Consider the following 13,854-nt stretch of genomic DNA (forward strand, 5'->3'; position numbering starts at 1 on the left):
CGCGGCGCGCACCGTTTCCGCGACGCACGCCGTGCCAGCGGTGCACGCCGTGTCCGCGGTGCCGACCGCGGACTGACGCCAAGCCGTCCCCGGCGCGGAGCCGCGCCCCGTCGAACCAACCCGCCCCGCGATCGAAAGAGCCTCCGGTGTCCCCAACCGACAACCCGACGAGCGCGCACACCTTCCAGGTGGACCTGCGCGGCCTGGTGGACCTGCTCTCCCACCACCTCTACTCCAGCCCGCGGGTCTACCTGCGCGAGCTGCTGCAGAACGCGGTGGACGCGATCTCCGCCCGCCGCGCCCTCGACCCCGACGCGCCGGCCCGGATCACCGTCCGCGCCGACGGGGACCTGTCCGTCACCGACACCGGCGTCGGCCTGACCGAGAAGGACGTCCACACCTTCCTCGCCACCATCGGCCGCAGCTCCAAGCGCGACGCCGACGGCCGGCTGGACGGCGCCGGGCTGGCCGCGGCCCGTGGCGACTTCATCGGCCAGTTCGGCATCGGCCTGCTCGCCTGCTTCGTGGTCGCCGACGAGATCACCGTGGTCACCCGCTCCGCCGCCACCCCGGACGCCCCGGTCATCGAGTGGCGCGGCAGTTCGGACGGCAGCTACACCATCCGCACCCTGCCCGCCGAGGCCAAGCCCGAGCCGGGCACCACCGTCACCCTCGCCCCGCGCGCCGACGCCGTCGAGTGGACCCGCCCCGGCCGGGTGCTCACCCTCGCCCGGGACTTCGGCAGCCTGCTGCGCCACGACGTCACCGTGATCGACGCGGGAGGCACCGAGCACCGGGTCAACCGCACCCCGCCGTGGGCCGAGCGGCACGCCTCCCCGCTGGCCAAGCGCGACGCGCTCGCCGAGTACTGCCGCTCCGCCTTCGACTTCACCCCGCTCGACACCATCGAGCTGGACCTGCCGCTGGTCGGCCTGCGCGGCGTCGCGTACGTGCTGCCGGACGCGGCCCCGCCCTCCCGCCGCAACGGCCACCGGGTGCACCTCAAGGGCATGCTGCTCTCCGACCAGGCCGACGAACTGCTGCCGGACTGGGCGTTCTTCGTCCGCTGCGTCGTCGACACCGACGGCCTGCGCCCGACCGCCTCCCGCGAGGGCCTGTACGCCGACGAGACGCTGGCCGCCGTCCGCGACGCCCTCGGCGCCCGGATCCGCGACTGGCTGACCGGCCTGTCCGCGAGCGACCCGGCGCTGCTGCACCGCTTCCTCTCCGTCCACCACCTGGCGGTCAAGGAACTCGCGCGCTACGACGACGAGTTGCTGCGGATGATGCTGCCCTGGCTGCCGTTCGAGACCACCGACGGCAACGTCACCCTGGACGAGTTCGCCCGCAGCCACCCGGTGGTGCTGGTGACCCGCACGGTCGAGGAGTTCCGCCAGGTCGCCCCGATCGCCGGTGCGGCCGGCCTCGGGGTGGTCAACGGCGGCTACACCTACGACCGCGACCTGGTGCACCGGCTGCCCGAGATCCGCCCCGGCGTCTCGGTCTCCGACCTCGACCCGGGCACCGTCACCGCGCACCTGGACACCGTCGACCCGGCCGCCGAACTGGCCGCGAACGCCTTCCTGGCGATCGCCCGCGAGGTGGTCGGCCGGTTCGACTGCGACGTCGCCCTGCGCAGCTTCCACCCGACCAACGCGCCCGCCCTGCTGCTCGACAACCGGGAGGCCCGGCACGAGCGTACCCGCGCCCAACTCGCCGACGAGGCGGACGGGTTGTGGGCGGACATCCTCGGCTCGCTGCGCGCCGAGGTGCCCCGCGCCCAGCTGGTGCTCAACCACCTCAACCCGCTGGTGCGCCGCGCCGCGACGGTGACCGACCGCGAGCTGGCCGTCACGGCCGTCGAGGCGCTGTACGGGCAGGCCGTGCTGATGACCCGCCGCCCGCTCAAGGCCAGCGAATCCGCCCTGCTCAACCGGTCGTTCATCAGCCTGCTGGACCACGCGATGCTCGGCCACGAGGCGGCCGGGGCGGGCGCGGCCGGCGGCGTGGGCGGGAATGGCGGGGCGGGCGGCGGCGTGGGCGGGAACGGCGGGGCGGGCGGGAACGGCGGTGCGGGCGGCTCGGGTCGTGACGGCTCTGGTCAGGGCGGCGGCCCGGGTCGTGACGACTCAGGTCGTGGTGGCTCCGACGATGCGAAGGAGGTCTGACGGTGCTGGACACCCCCGACGCGGTGATGGCCGCGCTGCACGAGAACGACTCCCGTCCGTACGGCCGCACCCGGACCGTCACCGCCGAGGAACTCGTCGACGCCGCCGAGCAGTTCGAGGAAACCAGGGTCCGCTCGATGGCCCTCCTGGAGCTGATGGAGGCCTACGAGTACGACGGCGAGAGCAACAAGAACCCGGTCGTCTTCGCCCGGCTGCTCAAGCTCTGGGACCAGGACCCGGACGGCTTCGGCGACTGGGCCCGCCACCAGGTGTTCTGGCGCTTCAAGTGGGTGGCCGCCTCGCTGCGCGACAACCCGGACGTGCCGCTGACCGCCGTCGAGCGCTGGCTCACCGAGCTGCGCGACCGCTACCGCGCGGCCGGCTTCGGCCTCCAGCCGTACTACGCCGAGCGCTACCACCTGGCCCACCACACCGGCACCGGCGTCCAGGACGCCTACGAGCTGTGGGCGGCCCGCCCGCGTTCCGAGATGAGCGACTGCCACGCCTGCGAGACCCGGGCCCGCGCCCAGCACCTCCTCGACCTCGGCGACGACGCCCGGGCGCTGGAGGTGCTGGCCCCGGTGCTGGGCGGCCGCAGCACCTGCGAGCTGGAGCCCTACGTCAGCCAGTCCGTCGCCCTGCTGCCGCTGCTGCGCCAGGGCCGGCTCGACGAGGCCCGCTCCGGACACCTGACCGGTTACCGCTTCGCGCGCGGCAAGTCCTCGATGCTGACCTCCGTCGCCCGGCACATCGAGTTCTGCGCCCTGTCCGGCAACGAGCCGCGCGGCCTGGAACTCCTCGCCGAGAACCGCGACCTGTTCGCGGTCACCGGCGAGGCCCGCGGCCGGCTGGACTTCCTGACCGGCATCGAGGTGCTGATCGCCGGGTTGGCCCGGGCCGGCCACGGCGGACTCGCGGTCAGCGGCCCGGCGGGCACCACCTGGACGGTGGACACCCTGCTCGCCCACCTGCGCGCCGAGGCGGACGCGCTGGCCGCCCGTTTCGACGCGCGCAACGGCACCGACGCGGTCAGTGCCGCCCGGCGCGCCCGGCTGTCCGTCGAGCCGCCGCTGGCCGAGCCGCTGGCCCTGGGCGTGCGCGCCGCCGTGGCGCCCGAGCTGTCCGGCGCCGCCCCGGCCGTCGCGCCCGCGCCGCGTAGGGCGGTCGAGGCGGAGCCGGAGGACTTCACCGCCCTGGTGGTCCGGGCCCGCGAGCTGGAGCTGCTCGGGCACCCGGACTCCGACCGGCTCTGGAAGCGGGTCGCCGAACGCGCCGCCGCCCCGGACTTCGTCCACCCCGAGGGCACGGCGGTCGGCAGCCCCGAGCGGCTGCGCGCCGAACTCGCCGAGCAGCGCGCCCACGAGGCGCTGCAGCGCGAGCAGCACGCCGAGGGCAAGGCTCGGCTGCTGGCCGCGGCCGAGTTGTTCGAGGCGGCGGGGATGCCGGGGGCGGCGCTGATGGTCCGCACCCGTACGCTGATCTCCGACCTCGACGAGGGGGCGGAGGGCGCGGACGGCGCCGAGAACGCCGAGAACGCCGAGAACGCCGAGAACGCCGAGAACGCCGAGGGTGCGGGCGGTGCGGGCGGTGGCGCGGGCAAGGCGGCCGACTGGGTGGCGCTCGACGCGGCGCTGGCCCGGGCCGAGGAGCTGCGGGCGGCGGGCGAGCTGACCGACGACGACTACCTGATCGTGTTGCAGACCCGCGCCTACGCCGCCCACCACGACCTGGTCGAGGCGCTGCCCGAGCCCTCCGCCGAGACCGCCGGGCGCTTCGAGGCGGCGGTCGGCGGCTACCACCGGACCGCCGTCGAGCTGGGCTCCGCCCGACGGGCCGCGACGTCGCGGCAGTACACCGCCGACGCCGCGGCCCGGCAGGGTCGCCTGGCCGAGGCGGCCGCCGAACTGCGCGAAGTCCTCGCCCAGTTGGACGCGGCCGAGCTGCCCTGGCACACCCCGCGGGTGCTCGGTCTGCTGGGCCAGGTGCTGCTGCAGAGCGGCGAGCCGGGCCAGGCCGTCGAGGTGTTCCACCGGGCGCTGGCCGAGGCCGTGCGCTGGGGCGACGACTCCTACCCGTACGCGCCGACGTACATGATGCTCGGCCACTCCTGCCTGCAGTCGGGCGACCTCGGCGGCGCGGTCCGCGCGCTGTCGGAGGCGGCCGCGCGCTACGACCGCAAGGGCGCGGAGGCCGCCGAGGAGGCCGCCCGGGTGCGGCTGCAGCTGGCCGACGTGCTGCGCGACACCGGTCGGGCGACGGACGCGGTCGCCGTCCTGGAGTCGGTGCTGCTGGACGCGTCGGCGGCCCGGCTGGACGTGCGGATGCTCGCGCAGACCCGGCTGGACCTCGCCCGGGGCCTGGCCGAACTGGAGGAGTACCGGGACGCGGCCGAGGAGTACCTGCGGCTGGCCGACCTGGTGGCCGACTGGGAGGACCAGGAGACCCACACCATGGTCGCCTGCGAGGCCACCCTGGCGCTCGCCCAGGCGGGCCGTCGGGACGCCGCCGAGGCGGCCCTCGCCCGGGCCCGCGAGGCCCACGGCAAGGCGCCGCAGGTCGATCAACTGGCCGCAACGCTCAGGGAGTTGGCCCGGATCACGATGCGGGCGGAGGGTGCGGAGGGGCTGGCCGGCGCGCTGGCCCTGCTGACCGAGGCCGACGAGGTCGGCGCGACCGCGGAGGAGCGCGGACAGGAATACAACTCCTGGTACCTGCGCGGTGGTTCGCACTACGAGCGGGCGCGCTGTCTGGCCGTCGCCGAGCGGTACGAGGAGGCGCTGTCCGAGGTCGAACGGGCGATCGCGGTGTACGAGCAGGGCGGTGAACGGGCGGAGGCGCCGCGGGCGGAGTCCGTCCGGCTGGCCGCGCTGATCGAGGGCAGTGACCTCGGCCGCACCGGGGCGGCGGTGGCCCGGCTGTCGGCCGGAATCGCCCGCTGCGAAGCCGCCGGGCTGCCGGAGGCGGCGGAGGTGCTGGCGGAGCTGCGGGAGCGGTTCGCGGCGTCGGGGTGACGTCGTGGCGTCGTGACGCCGTCGCGTCTTGCGCCGTGAAGGCGTGAAGGCGTGGCGTCGTGGCGTCGTGATGTCGGGGTTCGTGACGCCGTGACTCGTTGGGCGGTGCGGCAGTGAGGCGGGCTCCCGGGGCGTGTGCCCCGGGAGCCCTGCCGTGCTCGGGTCGGTCAGCAGGGGCCGTCGTCGGCCCAGACGCCCCACTGGCCGCTGGCGGTCGGCACCTCGTTCAGCGTCCACCACTTGGCGTGGTAGTTGTGCCCGTTGTACGAGACCTTGTTGCCGGCGGTGTAGGTGGTGCCCGCGTTCCAGGCCGGGGCGGTGCAGGTGCCCGGGCTGGTCGGCGGCGTGGTCGGCGGCGTCGTGGGGGGAGTGGTCGGCGGGGTCGCCCCGGCGAACTTCACGGTGTACTTGGTGAAGTCCCAGTCGTTCTGCGCCACGCTGGAGCAGGAGCCGGACAGCCCCGGGTCGACCGGGCCCTGGCACTGCCGGTCCCGGTTGACCGACCAGTAGGTGTACCGGGCCAGGCCGTGCGCGGTGGCGAAGTCCAGCACCGTCTGGAAGTCGGCCTGGCGGAAGTACTCGGCGGCGTCGGTGCGCCCGTTCATCATCGACACGCCCTCGTGGGCGTACGCGGTGGCCTCGCTCCAGCCGAAGGTGGTCTGCAGGATCCGGTTGAACTTCACCAGGGCATCGGTCTGGGCCGCCGCGCCGTTGAAGCCGCCGTCGAACGGCATGATGGAGTAGTTGTTCGGCGTGAAGCCCTGCGACTTGGCCTCGTTGAGCATCTGAGTGCCGAACCAGCCGGTGCCCGCGTTGGTGCCGGCGGTGGTGATGGAGACGTACAGGCCCGGGTTGTTCTGCTGGAGGATCCGTGCGGCGCCGATCTCGTTGTGGATGGCCGCGGTGTTCTCGTACTCGGGCTCCTCCAGGTCGAAGTCGATCGCCTTGAGCTGGTACTTGGTGATCACCTTCTGGTAGCCGGCGGCGGTCGCCTCCGGCGTGCCGCAGACCTGGCCGAGCTTGGTGCCGCCGTACCCGCCGACCGAGACCGAGACGTCCCCGCCCTTGCCGCGGACGGTCTGGATGACGTTCGGCATGGTGGTGTCGGTGTCGATCGAGGAGGTGCCGCCCCAGGCGGGGGAGCAATTGTTGCCCTGGGCCAGGATGAACGCGAGTTGGAAGGCCTTCTGGCCGGTGGCGTCCATGACGGTGGCGGCGTCCGGGGGACTGTTGTCCTCGGGCATGAGGTACGGCGCCGAGGCGTACCAGTTGCTGCCCAGGCCGGCGGTGCTGGTGACCGCGCTGTCCGTGGTGGCCGCGCTGTTCGCGGCGGCGGAGCCGGTGCCGGCCAGGGCGGCCCGGTGGGAACGGCGGCGGTGCCCGGGGGCGGGGTGTGAGGTGCTGCCGCCCGCGGTGGCCGTGGCGGATGCGGTGGGTGGGACGTGTGTGGTTGCGCGTTCCATCGGAGGCCTTCCAGGAAACGGCGGTGGGGGAAGTGCCCGTTCGCGCCGGAGGTGGGGGTGGCGCGATGGCAGGCCGAACTGCCCGGGGGCGTCGGGTGGTTGCCGCAGGCTCCCACTGGTATAGACCTGTCCCGGAGGGCGGGTCAAGACCCGGCGGAGGGCGAGTGTGAACCGCCGGGAACAGGAGCCTGTTGTTCCGGATTCCGATCCGTTGACGGCTTTCGAAGTTGGTCTAGACAAGCTCTCGAACGGTCGGTTAGCTTTTCGAACCGCGAGATCTCGTGAGTAAGTGCACAGCCTCTCCAATCCACCCTCCCGAGGAGGAAAAATGGTTCAGGCGGTTCTCAACCTGGTCGACCGCGTGGTTTCCGGCGGCCGCAAGGCGAATGTCGCGGACGCGTACTGCGCCTGCCCGGCCGGCACCACCACGCACTGCAGCGGCGAAAACCTGTACGTCACGGAGTGCTGCTCCTGGAACTGTGCGGTCAAGCCGTCCTGTGTCACCTACGTCATCGTCGGCGGCTGCTGACCCGTCCCGGTTCGCCGACCGAACCGGCCGGCTGACACACGGCCGCCGGTGCCCCCGCCCTGCGTCGGCGGGGGCACCGGCGGAGGGGGATCCATGACCGCATACCTGTTGCTCGGCTGCCGCGCCGTGATCGCGGTGGTGTTCGCCACGTCCGCCCTCGCCAAGCTCCGCGCGCGCCGCGACTTCGCCTCCGCGCTGCGGGTGATGGCCGTCCTGCCGCCCCGGCTGACGGGCCTGGCGGTGGTCGGCGTACCCGCCGCCGAGGCTGCCCTGGCCCTGCTGGCCTGGGCACCCGGACCCATAGCGACCTGGGCCTTCTTCGCGAGTGGCGGCCTGATCGCGCTGTTCACCGCCGTCCTGGTCCGGCTCCTGCGGCGGGGCGCCGACGTCTCCTGCTCCTGCTTCGGCGCCTCCGGCGTGCCCGTGAGCAAGGCTCATGTGGGACGCAACCTGGTCCTGATGGCCGTCGTCGGTGCGGGCCTGGCGGCGAGCGCCGCGCCCGACCCCGGTGGCCTGGGGGCGGCCGGGGCGGCCGTGGCGCTGCTCGCCGCCGCGTTCGCCAGCGCGCTGATCATCGCCACCGACACGCTCGTCGAACTCTTCACGGCGGCGCGCTGAACGGTGCCGTGCTGAACGGTGCCGTGCTGAACGGTGTGGCGCTGGAGGTGTGGCGCTGAACGGTGCCGCGCGGCCCGGCCCACCCCCACGGGACCCCCTTTTTTACCGGAAACCGCCGGAAATTCCTCCCGGTACCCGATCGAACCCAGGAACGAGGCGCGGAATCGCCATGGCCATGCTTTTCATCGTCATTATCGGCTGTCTTTCCCTGTTCAATCTGGTGTTGACGCTCGCACTCGCGCGGAAAATCAACACGCGTGGTTCCGCACACGGTTCTCCGGCGTCGTTCGGAAACATCAGGACGGGCGTCTCGGTTCCCGACAACCGGATTCCGGACGGTGCGCCGGTGCCGGAATTCCGGGCGCCCACCGCGGGGGGCGAGGTCACCAGGGCGGACCTGGTCGGGGCGCCGGCGGTGGTCGGCTTCTTCTCCGGGACGTGCGGGCCGTGCCTGGAGCAGGCACCCGACTTCGTCAAGGCGGTCACCGGCTACCCGGGCGGGCGCGAGCGGGTCCTCGCCGTCGTCAAGGGCAGCGGCCCGGTGGTCACCGAACTGCGCACGCTGCTGGAGCCGGTGGCCCGGGTGTCGGTGGAGACCTCCGGAGCCGGGACCGACTCCACCGCCGAGGCGTTCGGGATCGTGCGCTGGCCCAGCTACGTCTCGGTCGACGCCGACGGCCGGATCACCCATCACCTGGTCCCGGGTGAGCTCGTCATCCCGACCGCCGCGCGATGAGTGCGGCTCATCCTCCGGGCGCGCGGGGTGCGGCGGGCCCTGGCTCCGGTCCTGGCTTCGGCCCTGGCTCCGGTCCCGCTCGTGGTCGGGGCCCCGGTGCTGTCCGCGGTGCCGGTCCCGGGCGTGGCCCGGTGACACCCGGCGCCGGGCGGGCACTGCGCTCGGCGGTCGCCGCGTGCGCGCTCGCCTGGCGGGCCGGCCGGACCACGCTGCTGCTCTCGCTGCTCTGCGGCCTGGTCGCCGGTCTGCTGCCCGCCGCCACCGCCCTGCTGGTGAGCCGCCTGTTCGACGCGCTCACCGGAACCGCGAACGGTCCCACCACCGGGACCTGCGTCCTGCTGGTCGCGGCGAGCCTGGGCATGGCCCTGGCCCCCGCGCTCGGCGAGTACACCCGGGCGCGCTCCAGCCGGGCGATCCGCCTGCGGGTGCAGGAGGAGCTGTTCGACGCCGTCAACCGGCTGCCCGGCCTGCGGCCCTTCGAGGACCCGCAGTTCCAGGACCGGCTCCGCCTCGCCCAGCAGGCCGGCGGCGTCGCCCCCGACATCCTGGTCGGCGCCGCCTTCGGCAGCCTCCAGGCACTGCTCACCGTCATCGGCTTCCTCGGCACGGTCTTCGTCGTCAACCCGCTGCTCGGCGCGCTCACCCTGCTGCTGACGCTGCCCCTGGTACGGGCACAGCTCGCGGCCGGACGCCGCCGGGCCGCCGTCCTGGGCGCGACCATGTCCCGCAACCGGCGCCAGTCCTTCTACAGCAGCCTGGTCTCCGACGTCGACGCGGTGAAGGAGATCCGGCTGTTCGGTCTGCAGGACTTCCTGCGCGGGCGCGCCCGGCACGAACTGCGGGCGGTCTGCGGCGCCGAGGAGCGCACCGACCGGCAGAACCTCGCCCGCCGGCTGCCCGCCTCACTGCTCGGCGTCGCCGTCTACGCGCTCGGCCTGGTGTGGGCGGTACGGGCCGCCAGGCACGGCGAACTCTCCCTCGGCCAGGTCTCGGTCTGCCTGGCCGCCGTGGCCGGCATCCAGACCGGGGTGGGACAGCTCGCGGCCGGCGGCGCCTCCGCGTACCAGGCCGCGCTCACCTTCGACCACTACCGCACGCTCGGCGAGGCCCCGCCCGACCTCGCCCCGGCCACCGACCCGCGCCCACCCGCCGCGCTGCGCGGCACCATCGAGTTCCAGGACGTCTGGTTCCGCTACCACCCCGACGCGCCGTGGATCCTGCGCGGCGTCGACCTCACCCTGCGGGCCGACTCCGTCACCGCCCTGGTCGGCCTCAACGGTGCGGGCAAGAGCACCCTGGTCAAACTGCTCTGCCGGCTCTACGACCCGGACCGGGGCCGGGTGCTGTGGGACGGCGTCGACATCCGCGAGTTCCCGCCCGACGAGTACCGGCAGCGGATCGGCGTCGTCTTCCAGGACTACTGCCGCTACGACCTCACCGCCGGGGAGAACATCGGCCTCGGCCGCCTCGCCCACCTCGACGACCGGGCCCGGATCGCCGACGCCGCCCGCGCGGCCGGCATCCACGACCGGGTCCAGCGGCTGGACGGCGGCTACGGGGCCCTGCTCAGCCGGATCTTCCTGCCCGAGGGCGTCACCGAGGCGGGCTGGGGCCACTCGCTGTCCGGCGGGGAGTGGCAACGCCTCGCCGTGGCCCGGGCGTTCATGCGCGGCGACGCCGACCTGATGATCCTGGACGAACCCAGTGCGGGCCTCGACGCCGCCGCCGAACAGGAACTCCACGAGAACCTGCGGGAGTTGCGCCGGGGTGCCACCAGCCTGGTCATCTCCCACCGGCTCAGCGCCGTCCGGGACGCCGACCGGATCGTCGTCCTCGGCGCCGGCCGGGTGGTCGAGGAGGGCACGCACGACGCGCTGATGGCCCTCGGCGGCCGCTACGCGGACCTGTTCACGCTGCAGGCGTCCGGCTACCAGGACGCGGTGGTGGACGCGGTGGTGTCGGGACGGACGGGGTCGTGAGGCGGGGCAGTGCAGCGGGGACCGGGAGCGGGACCGGGAGCGGGGCCGGGACCGGGGCCGGTCCCGGGGCGGGCGTTGGTGGTTGGGGGGCGGTCCGGTCGGTCCGTTGAGTGGGGAAGGCGCGGGGACGGGGATGGAGACGGTGACGGTGACGGGGATGTTGCTGGCGGTGGGCGGTGCGGGACTGGTGACCCTGGTGGGCCTCGCCGGGCTGCTGCGGGTGGCGCTGTCGGTGGTCGAGGTCTCGGGGCCGAGCATGACTCCGGCCCTGCGGCCCGGGCAGCGGGTGCTGGTGCTGCGTCGCGGCCTGGCCCGGCTGCGCGCGGGCCGGATCGTGGTGGTCGCGCCGGACGGCCTCGCCGCGGCCGGCGGTGGCCCGCTTCGACGGCGGCCGGGTCGGCTGTTGGTGAAGCGTCTGGCGGCGCTGCCCGGCGACCCCGTCCCGCCGCCCGTTCGCCCGGTCGTCGCGGGCGGGACGGTGCCGGGCGGGCACGTGGTGCTGCTCGGTGACAATCCGGAGTTCAGTACGGACTCCCGGATGTGGGGCGCCGTTCCGGCGCGCAGCGTCGTGGGCGTGGTGCTCGACGGCGTCCGGCTGCGGGGCTGAGCGGGCGCCGGCCCTGGCGCCGGACCGGGCGCCCGCTCGGGCGCCGCACCCGCCGCCGCACCCGCCGCCGGCCCCGCAGCGGACTTGCGGTGGGCCTTGCGGTGGGTCCGGCCCGGTCAGGGGCGTACGAGTCCCGGGGGTGCCGGGACGGGCCCGGCGGCCTTCAGGGTGCGCAGGACGGGGGCGGACTCCAGGGCGGTGATCTCCGGGACGGCGCCCAACCGCTGTGTCACGTACCGGTGGAGGTCCGCCGGGTCGGAGCACAGGGCGAGGGCCGCGAGGTTGCTGGGGCCGGTGGTGGCGGCGACGAAGGCGAGTTCGCGGTGGGTGGCGAGGGCGCGGCCGACCCGGTCGAGGTGGGCGGGGGCGACGCTCAGCCAGAGCAGCGCCTGCATGTCCGCGCCCAGCAGCCGGGCGTCGAGTTCGACGTCGAGGAACACCGTTCCGTCCGACCGGAGTTCGGCGAGTCGGCGGCCGATGGTGGCCGGGGTTCGGCCGGTGGCGGCGGCGAGGTCTCCGAGGGGTGTGCGGCCGTCGCGGTGCAGCGCGCCGAGCAGGGTGTGGTCGGCCTCGTCCAGGTCGGCCCGGGGGCGGCTCGTGGCGGGGGCGCTCACGGAGGAGGGGCTCATGGTGGGGAGGTCGGTGGCGGGGAGGTCGGTGGCAGGGAGGTCTGGAGCGGTCGGGCGGAGCCGGGCCTGCTGGTCCTCCGTCAGCGCCTCGGTGCTGACCGGCCAGGCGGACGGGCCGCCCCGGTAGGTGTGCAGCAGGCAGTGGGCGGCGACGTCGGTGACGGCGGCGCTGCGGGGGATGTCGCGCAGCAGCAGGCTGTGACCGTCGGGGCCGGGGCCGGTGTCCACGATGGCGGTGATCTCGGTGCCGCCGGAGGAGAGTTTCACCCAGGCGGTGTCGGAGCGTCGGACCAGGGCCTGGGCGAGGTTCTGGGCGGCCTGCGGTCCGGCGGTCAGCCGCAGCAGCCACTGGGTCCGTCCGACCTGCTGCGGGTCGGCGAGCCCGACCACCCGCAGTCCGGCCTCGGCCCGCAGCCGCCGGTAGCGGCGCGCGACGGTCTGCGGGGAGACGTCGAGGACGGCGGCGATCCGGCTGAACGGGGCGCGCCCGTCGACGCGCAGGGCGTGGACGAGCGCGCGGTCGAGGTCATCGAGCATGCGTGGCTTCCCGGTGGTCGGACACACCGCCTGATTCTGCCGCGTCCGGTTCCGTGCCGGTCGCTTCGCTGCTGTTCGCTTCCGTCGGGTTCGGCTCCGCCGGGCCGCGGTCCGGTCGGTGGGTGGCGGCGGGGGAGGGGTCATGAGCGCCGCTCATGACCCGGCCGGCCACGGCGACGGCCGCCAGCACCCCGGCCGCCGCCCAGCAGGCGTGCTGCGCCCCGGCGGCGCTCGGGGCGGCGAGGTAGATCCGTCCGAGCACGGCGATGCCGAGGGTGGAGCCGAGCTGTTGCACGGCGTTGAGCAGGCCCGCCGCCGAGCCGATCTCCTGGGGTCGCAGCGGCTTCAGGGCGGTGGCGAAGAAGGCGGGCGTGAACAGCCCCTGCCCGAGGCCGACCGCGGCGAGCGCGTACGGCAGCGCCTCCGGCCGCTCGCCCGTCCGGTAGGCGCCGACGGCGGCGACCACCCCGACGGCCATGATGCCTACTCCGGCGGGCATCACCCGCGCCCCGTACCGCCGGACCAGCGAGGATCCCGCCCATAGGGAGCCGGCCGCGAGCCCGGCGGACATCGGCAGCAGGGTCAGGCCGGAGGTCAGGGCGTCGGCGCCGCCGGCGAGTTGGAGCTGCAGCACGACGACCAGGCCGAGCCCCGTGGTCGCCGCGAAGGCGAGGGCCAGTGCGAGCAGCGCGGCGGGGAACCGTACGGAGGTGAACAGGCTCGGCTCGACCAGGGTGTCGGCGCCGCGCCGGGCCCCGCGCCGCTGGTGGACTACGAAGGCCACCGCGACGAGGACTCCGGCGGCCGTCCACACCGGGGGCGTACGTCCGGCGGCCAGCAGCGGCAGCACGACCAGTGCCGTGGCGAGCGCCGCGAGCGCGCTGCCGGCCGGGTCGAGGCCGGGGCGGCGCGGGGCGCGGTCCTCGGGGAGCAGCGGGGCGAGGGCCAGCACGGCGAGCGAGAGCGGGACGTTGACCAGGAAGACCGCGCGCCAGGAGGAGCCGAACAGGTCGGCGTGGGTGAGAACCCCGCCGAGCACCGGCCCGGCGACCGCCGCGAGCCCCATCACCGGTCCGATCGTGCCCAGTGCGCGGGCCGTCTCCGAGCCCCGGAACATGGCCTTGATCAGGCCGATGGTCTGCGGCACGATCACGGCCGCGGCCGTGCCCTGGACGGCCCGGAAGGCCAGCAGGGCGCCGAGCGTGGGCGCGCAGGCGCAGGCGAGCGAGGCCAGCAGGAAGCCGGTGACCCCGATCCGGAACACCCGTCGGCGCCCGGCCCGGTCGCCGAGCCGTCCGCCGGTGAGCAGCAGGACGGCGAACGGCAGGGTGTACGCGCTGGTCAGCCAGGGCACGGCGGCGGCCGGTCCGCCGAGGTCGGCGCGCATGCGCGGCGCGGCGACCTGCACGATCGTCGCGTCCAGCAGGTTTATCGCCTCGGCGGTGAGCAGCGCGGCGAGCGCCCACCAGCGGCGCGGCTGTCCGGGCGGCTGGTGCCCGGGCGCCGGGTGTGCGGTCGGCGGCTGCGCGGACGGCGGTTGCCCGGGCGGTGGGGGCAGCGGCTGTGCGGACATCGGG

Annotated in this window: 10 protein-coding genes; 7 read left to right on the forward strand and 3 right to left on the reverse strand. The window is 74.7% G+C overall.

Translation table 11 applies throughout. The features are described 5' to 3' along the window. Window positions 1-146: 146 nt before the first annotated feature. Both ACIRD3_RS00670 and ACIRD3_RS00675 read left to right on the forward strand, forming a co-directional pair. On the forward strand, window positions 147-2,168 hold the full coding sequence (locus ACIRD3_RS00670) for an HSP90 family protein (protein ID WP_402209433.1): 2,022 nt from the start codon (window positions 147-149) through the stop codon (window positions 2,166-2,168). Between the two features lie 2 nt (window positions 2,169-2,170). After that, on the forward strand, window positions 2,171-5,179 hold the full coding sequence (locus tag ACIRD3_RS00675) for a hypothetical protein (RefSeq protein WP_402209436.1): 3,009 nt from the start codon (window positions 2,171-2,173) through the stop codon (window positions 5,177-5,179). Window positions 5,180-5,346: 167 nt separating this feature from the next. On the opposite strand, the gene ACIRD3_RS00680 is transcribed toward ACIRD3_RS00675, so the two are convergent. Beyond that, window positions 5,347-6,642, reverse strand: coding sequence for a carbohydrate-binding protein (locus ACIRD3_RS00680; protein ID WP_402209438.1), 1,296 nt, complete (start codon window positions 6,640-6,642; stop codon window positions 5,347-5,349). 328 nt (window positions 6,643-6,970) lie between these two features. On the opposite strand from ACIRD3_RS00680, the gene ACIRD3_RS00685 reads away from it, so the two are divergent. From ACIRD3_RS00685 to ACIRD3_RS00705, 5 genes are all read left to right on the forward strand, one after another. Further along, entirely contained in the window at window positions 6,971-7,171 is a 201-nt protein-coding gene (locus tag ACIRD3_RS00685; RefSeq protein ID WP_402209441.1) for a hypothetical protein, read from the forward strand. A gap of 93 nt (window positions 7,172-7,264) precedes the next feature. Then, the gene (locus tag ACIRD3_RS00690; protein WP_402209443.1) at window positions 7,265-7,789 is read left to right on the forward strand and encodes a MauE/DoxX family redox-associated membrane protein; all 525 of its coding nucleotides are present in this window, start codon (window positions 7,265-7,267) and stop codon (window positions 7,787-7,789) included. A gap of 169 nt (window positions 7,790-7,958) precedes the next feature. After that, complete coding sequence (locus ACIRD3_RS00695) at window positions 7,959-8,525, forward strand: TlpA family protein disulfide reductase (protein ID WP_402209446.1); 567 nt, start codon at window positions 7,959-7,961, stop codon at window positions 8,523-8,525. 131 nt (window positions 8,526-8,656) lie between these two features. Beyond that, entirely contained in the window at window positions 8,657-10,504 is a 1,848-nt protein-coding gene (locus ACIRD3_RS00700; protein WP_402209449.1) for an ABC transporter ATP-binding protein, read from the forward strand. 157 nt (window positions 10,505-10,661) lie between these two features. Continuing rightward, the gene (locus ACIRD3_RS00705) at window positions 10,662-11,111 is read left to right on the forward strand and encodes a S26 family signal peptidase (RefSeq protein ID WP_402210724.1); all 450 of its coding nucleotides are present in this window, start codon (window positions 10,662-10,664) and stop codon (window positions 11,109-11,111) included. A gap of 116 nt (window positions 11,112-11,227) precedes the next feature. Here ACIRD3_RS00705 and ACIRD3_RS00710 read toward each other — a convergent pair whose 3' ends face one another. Further along, a complete protein-coding gene (locus ACIRD3_RS00710) occupies window positions 11,228-12,277 on the reverse strand; it encodes an Lrp/AsnC family transcriptional regulator (RefSeq protein ID WP_402209451.1) in 1,050 nt (349 codons plus the stop codon). Continuing rightward, window positions 12,267-13,850, reverse strand: coding sequence for an MFS transporter (locus ACIRD3_RS00715; protein WP_402209454.1), 1,584 nt, complete (start codon window positions 13,848-13,850; stop codon window positions 12,267-12,269). The genes ACIRD3_RS00710 and ACIRD3_RS00715 overlap by 11 nt, the downstream gene beginning before the upstream one ends. Between the last annotated feature and the right edge of the window lie 4 nt (window positions 13,851-13,854).

Source organism: Kitasatospora sp. NPDC093550 (genome assembly GCF_044764985.1).
In the GTDB taxonomy this organism is placed as follows: domain Bacteria; phylum Actinomycetota; class Actinomycetes; order Streptomycetales; family Streptomycetaceae; genus Kitasatospora.

Coding starts and splice junctions, on each gene's coding strand:
- ACIRD3_RS00680 (WP_402209438.1), bottom strand. CDS start 6,642: ATGGAACGCGCAACCACACACGTCCCACCCACCGCATCCGCCACGGCC.
- ACIRD3_RS00685 (WP_402209441.1), top strand. CDS start 6,971: ATGGTTCAGGCGGTTCTCAACCTGGTCGACCGCGTGGTTTCCGGCGGC.
- ACIRD3_RS00690 (WP_402209443.1), top strand. CDS start 7,265: ATGACCGCATACCTGTTGCTCGGCTGCCGCGCCGTGATCGCGGTGGTG.
- ACIRD3_RS00695 (WP_402209446.1), top strand. CDS start 7,959: ATGGCCATGCTTTTCATCGTCATTATCGGCTGTCTTTCCCTGTTCAAT.
- ACIRD3_RS00705 (WP_402210724.1), top strand. CDS start 10,662: ATGTTGCTGGCGGTGGGCGGTGCGGGACTGGTGACCCTGGTGGGCCTC.
- ACIRD3_RS00710 (WP_402209451.1), bottom strand. CDS start 12,277: ATGCTCGATGACCTCGACCGCGCGCTCGTCCACGCCCTGCGCGTCGAC.
- ACIRD3_RS00715 (WP_402209454.1), bottom strand. CDS start 13,850: ATGTCCGCACAGCCGCTGCCCCCACCGCCCGGGCAACCGCCGTCCGCG.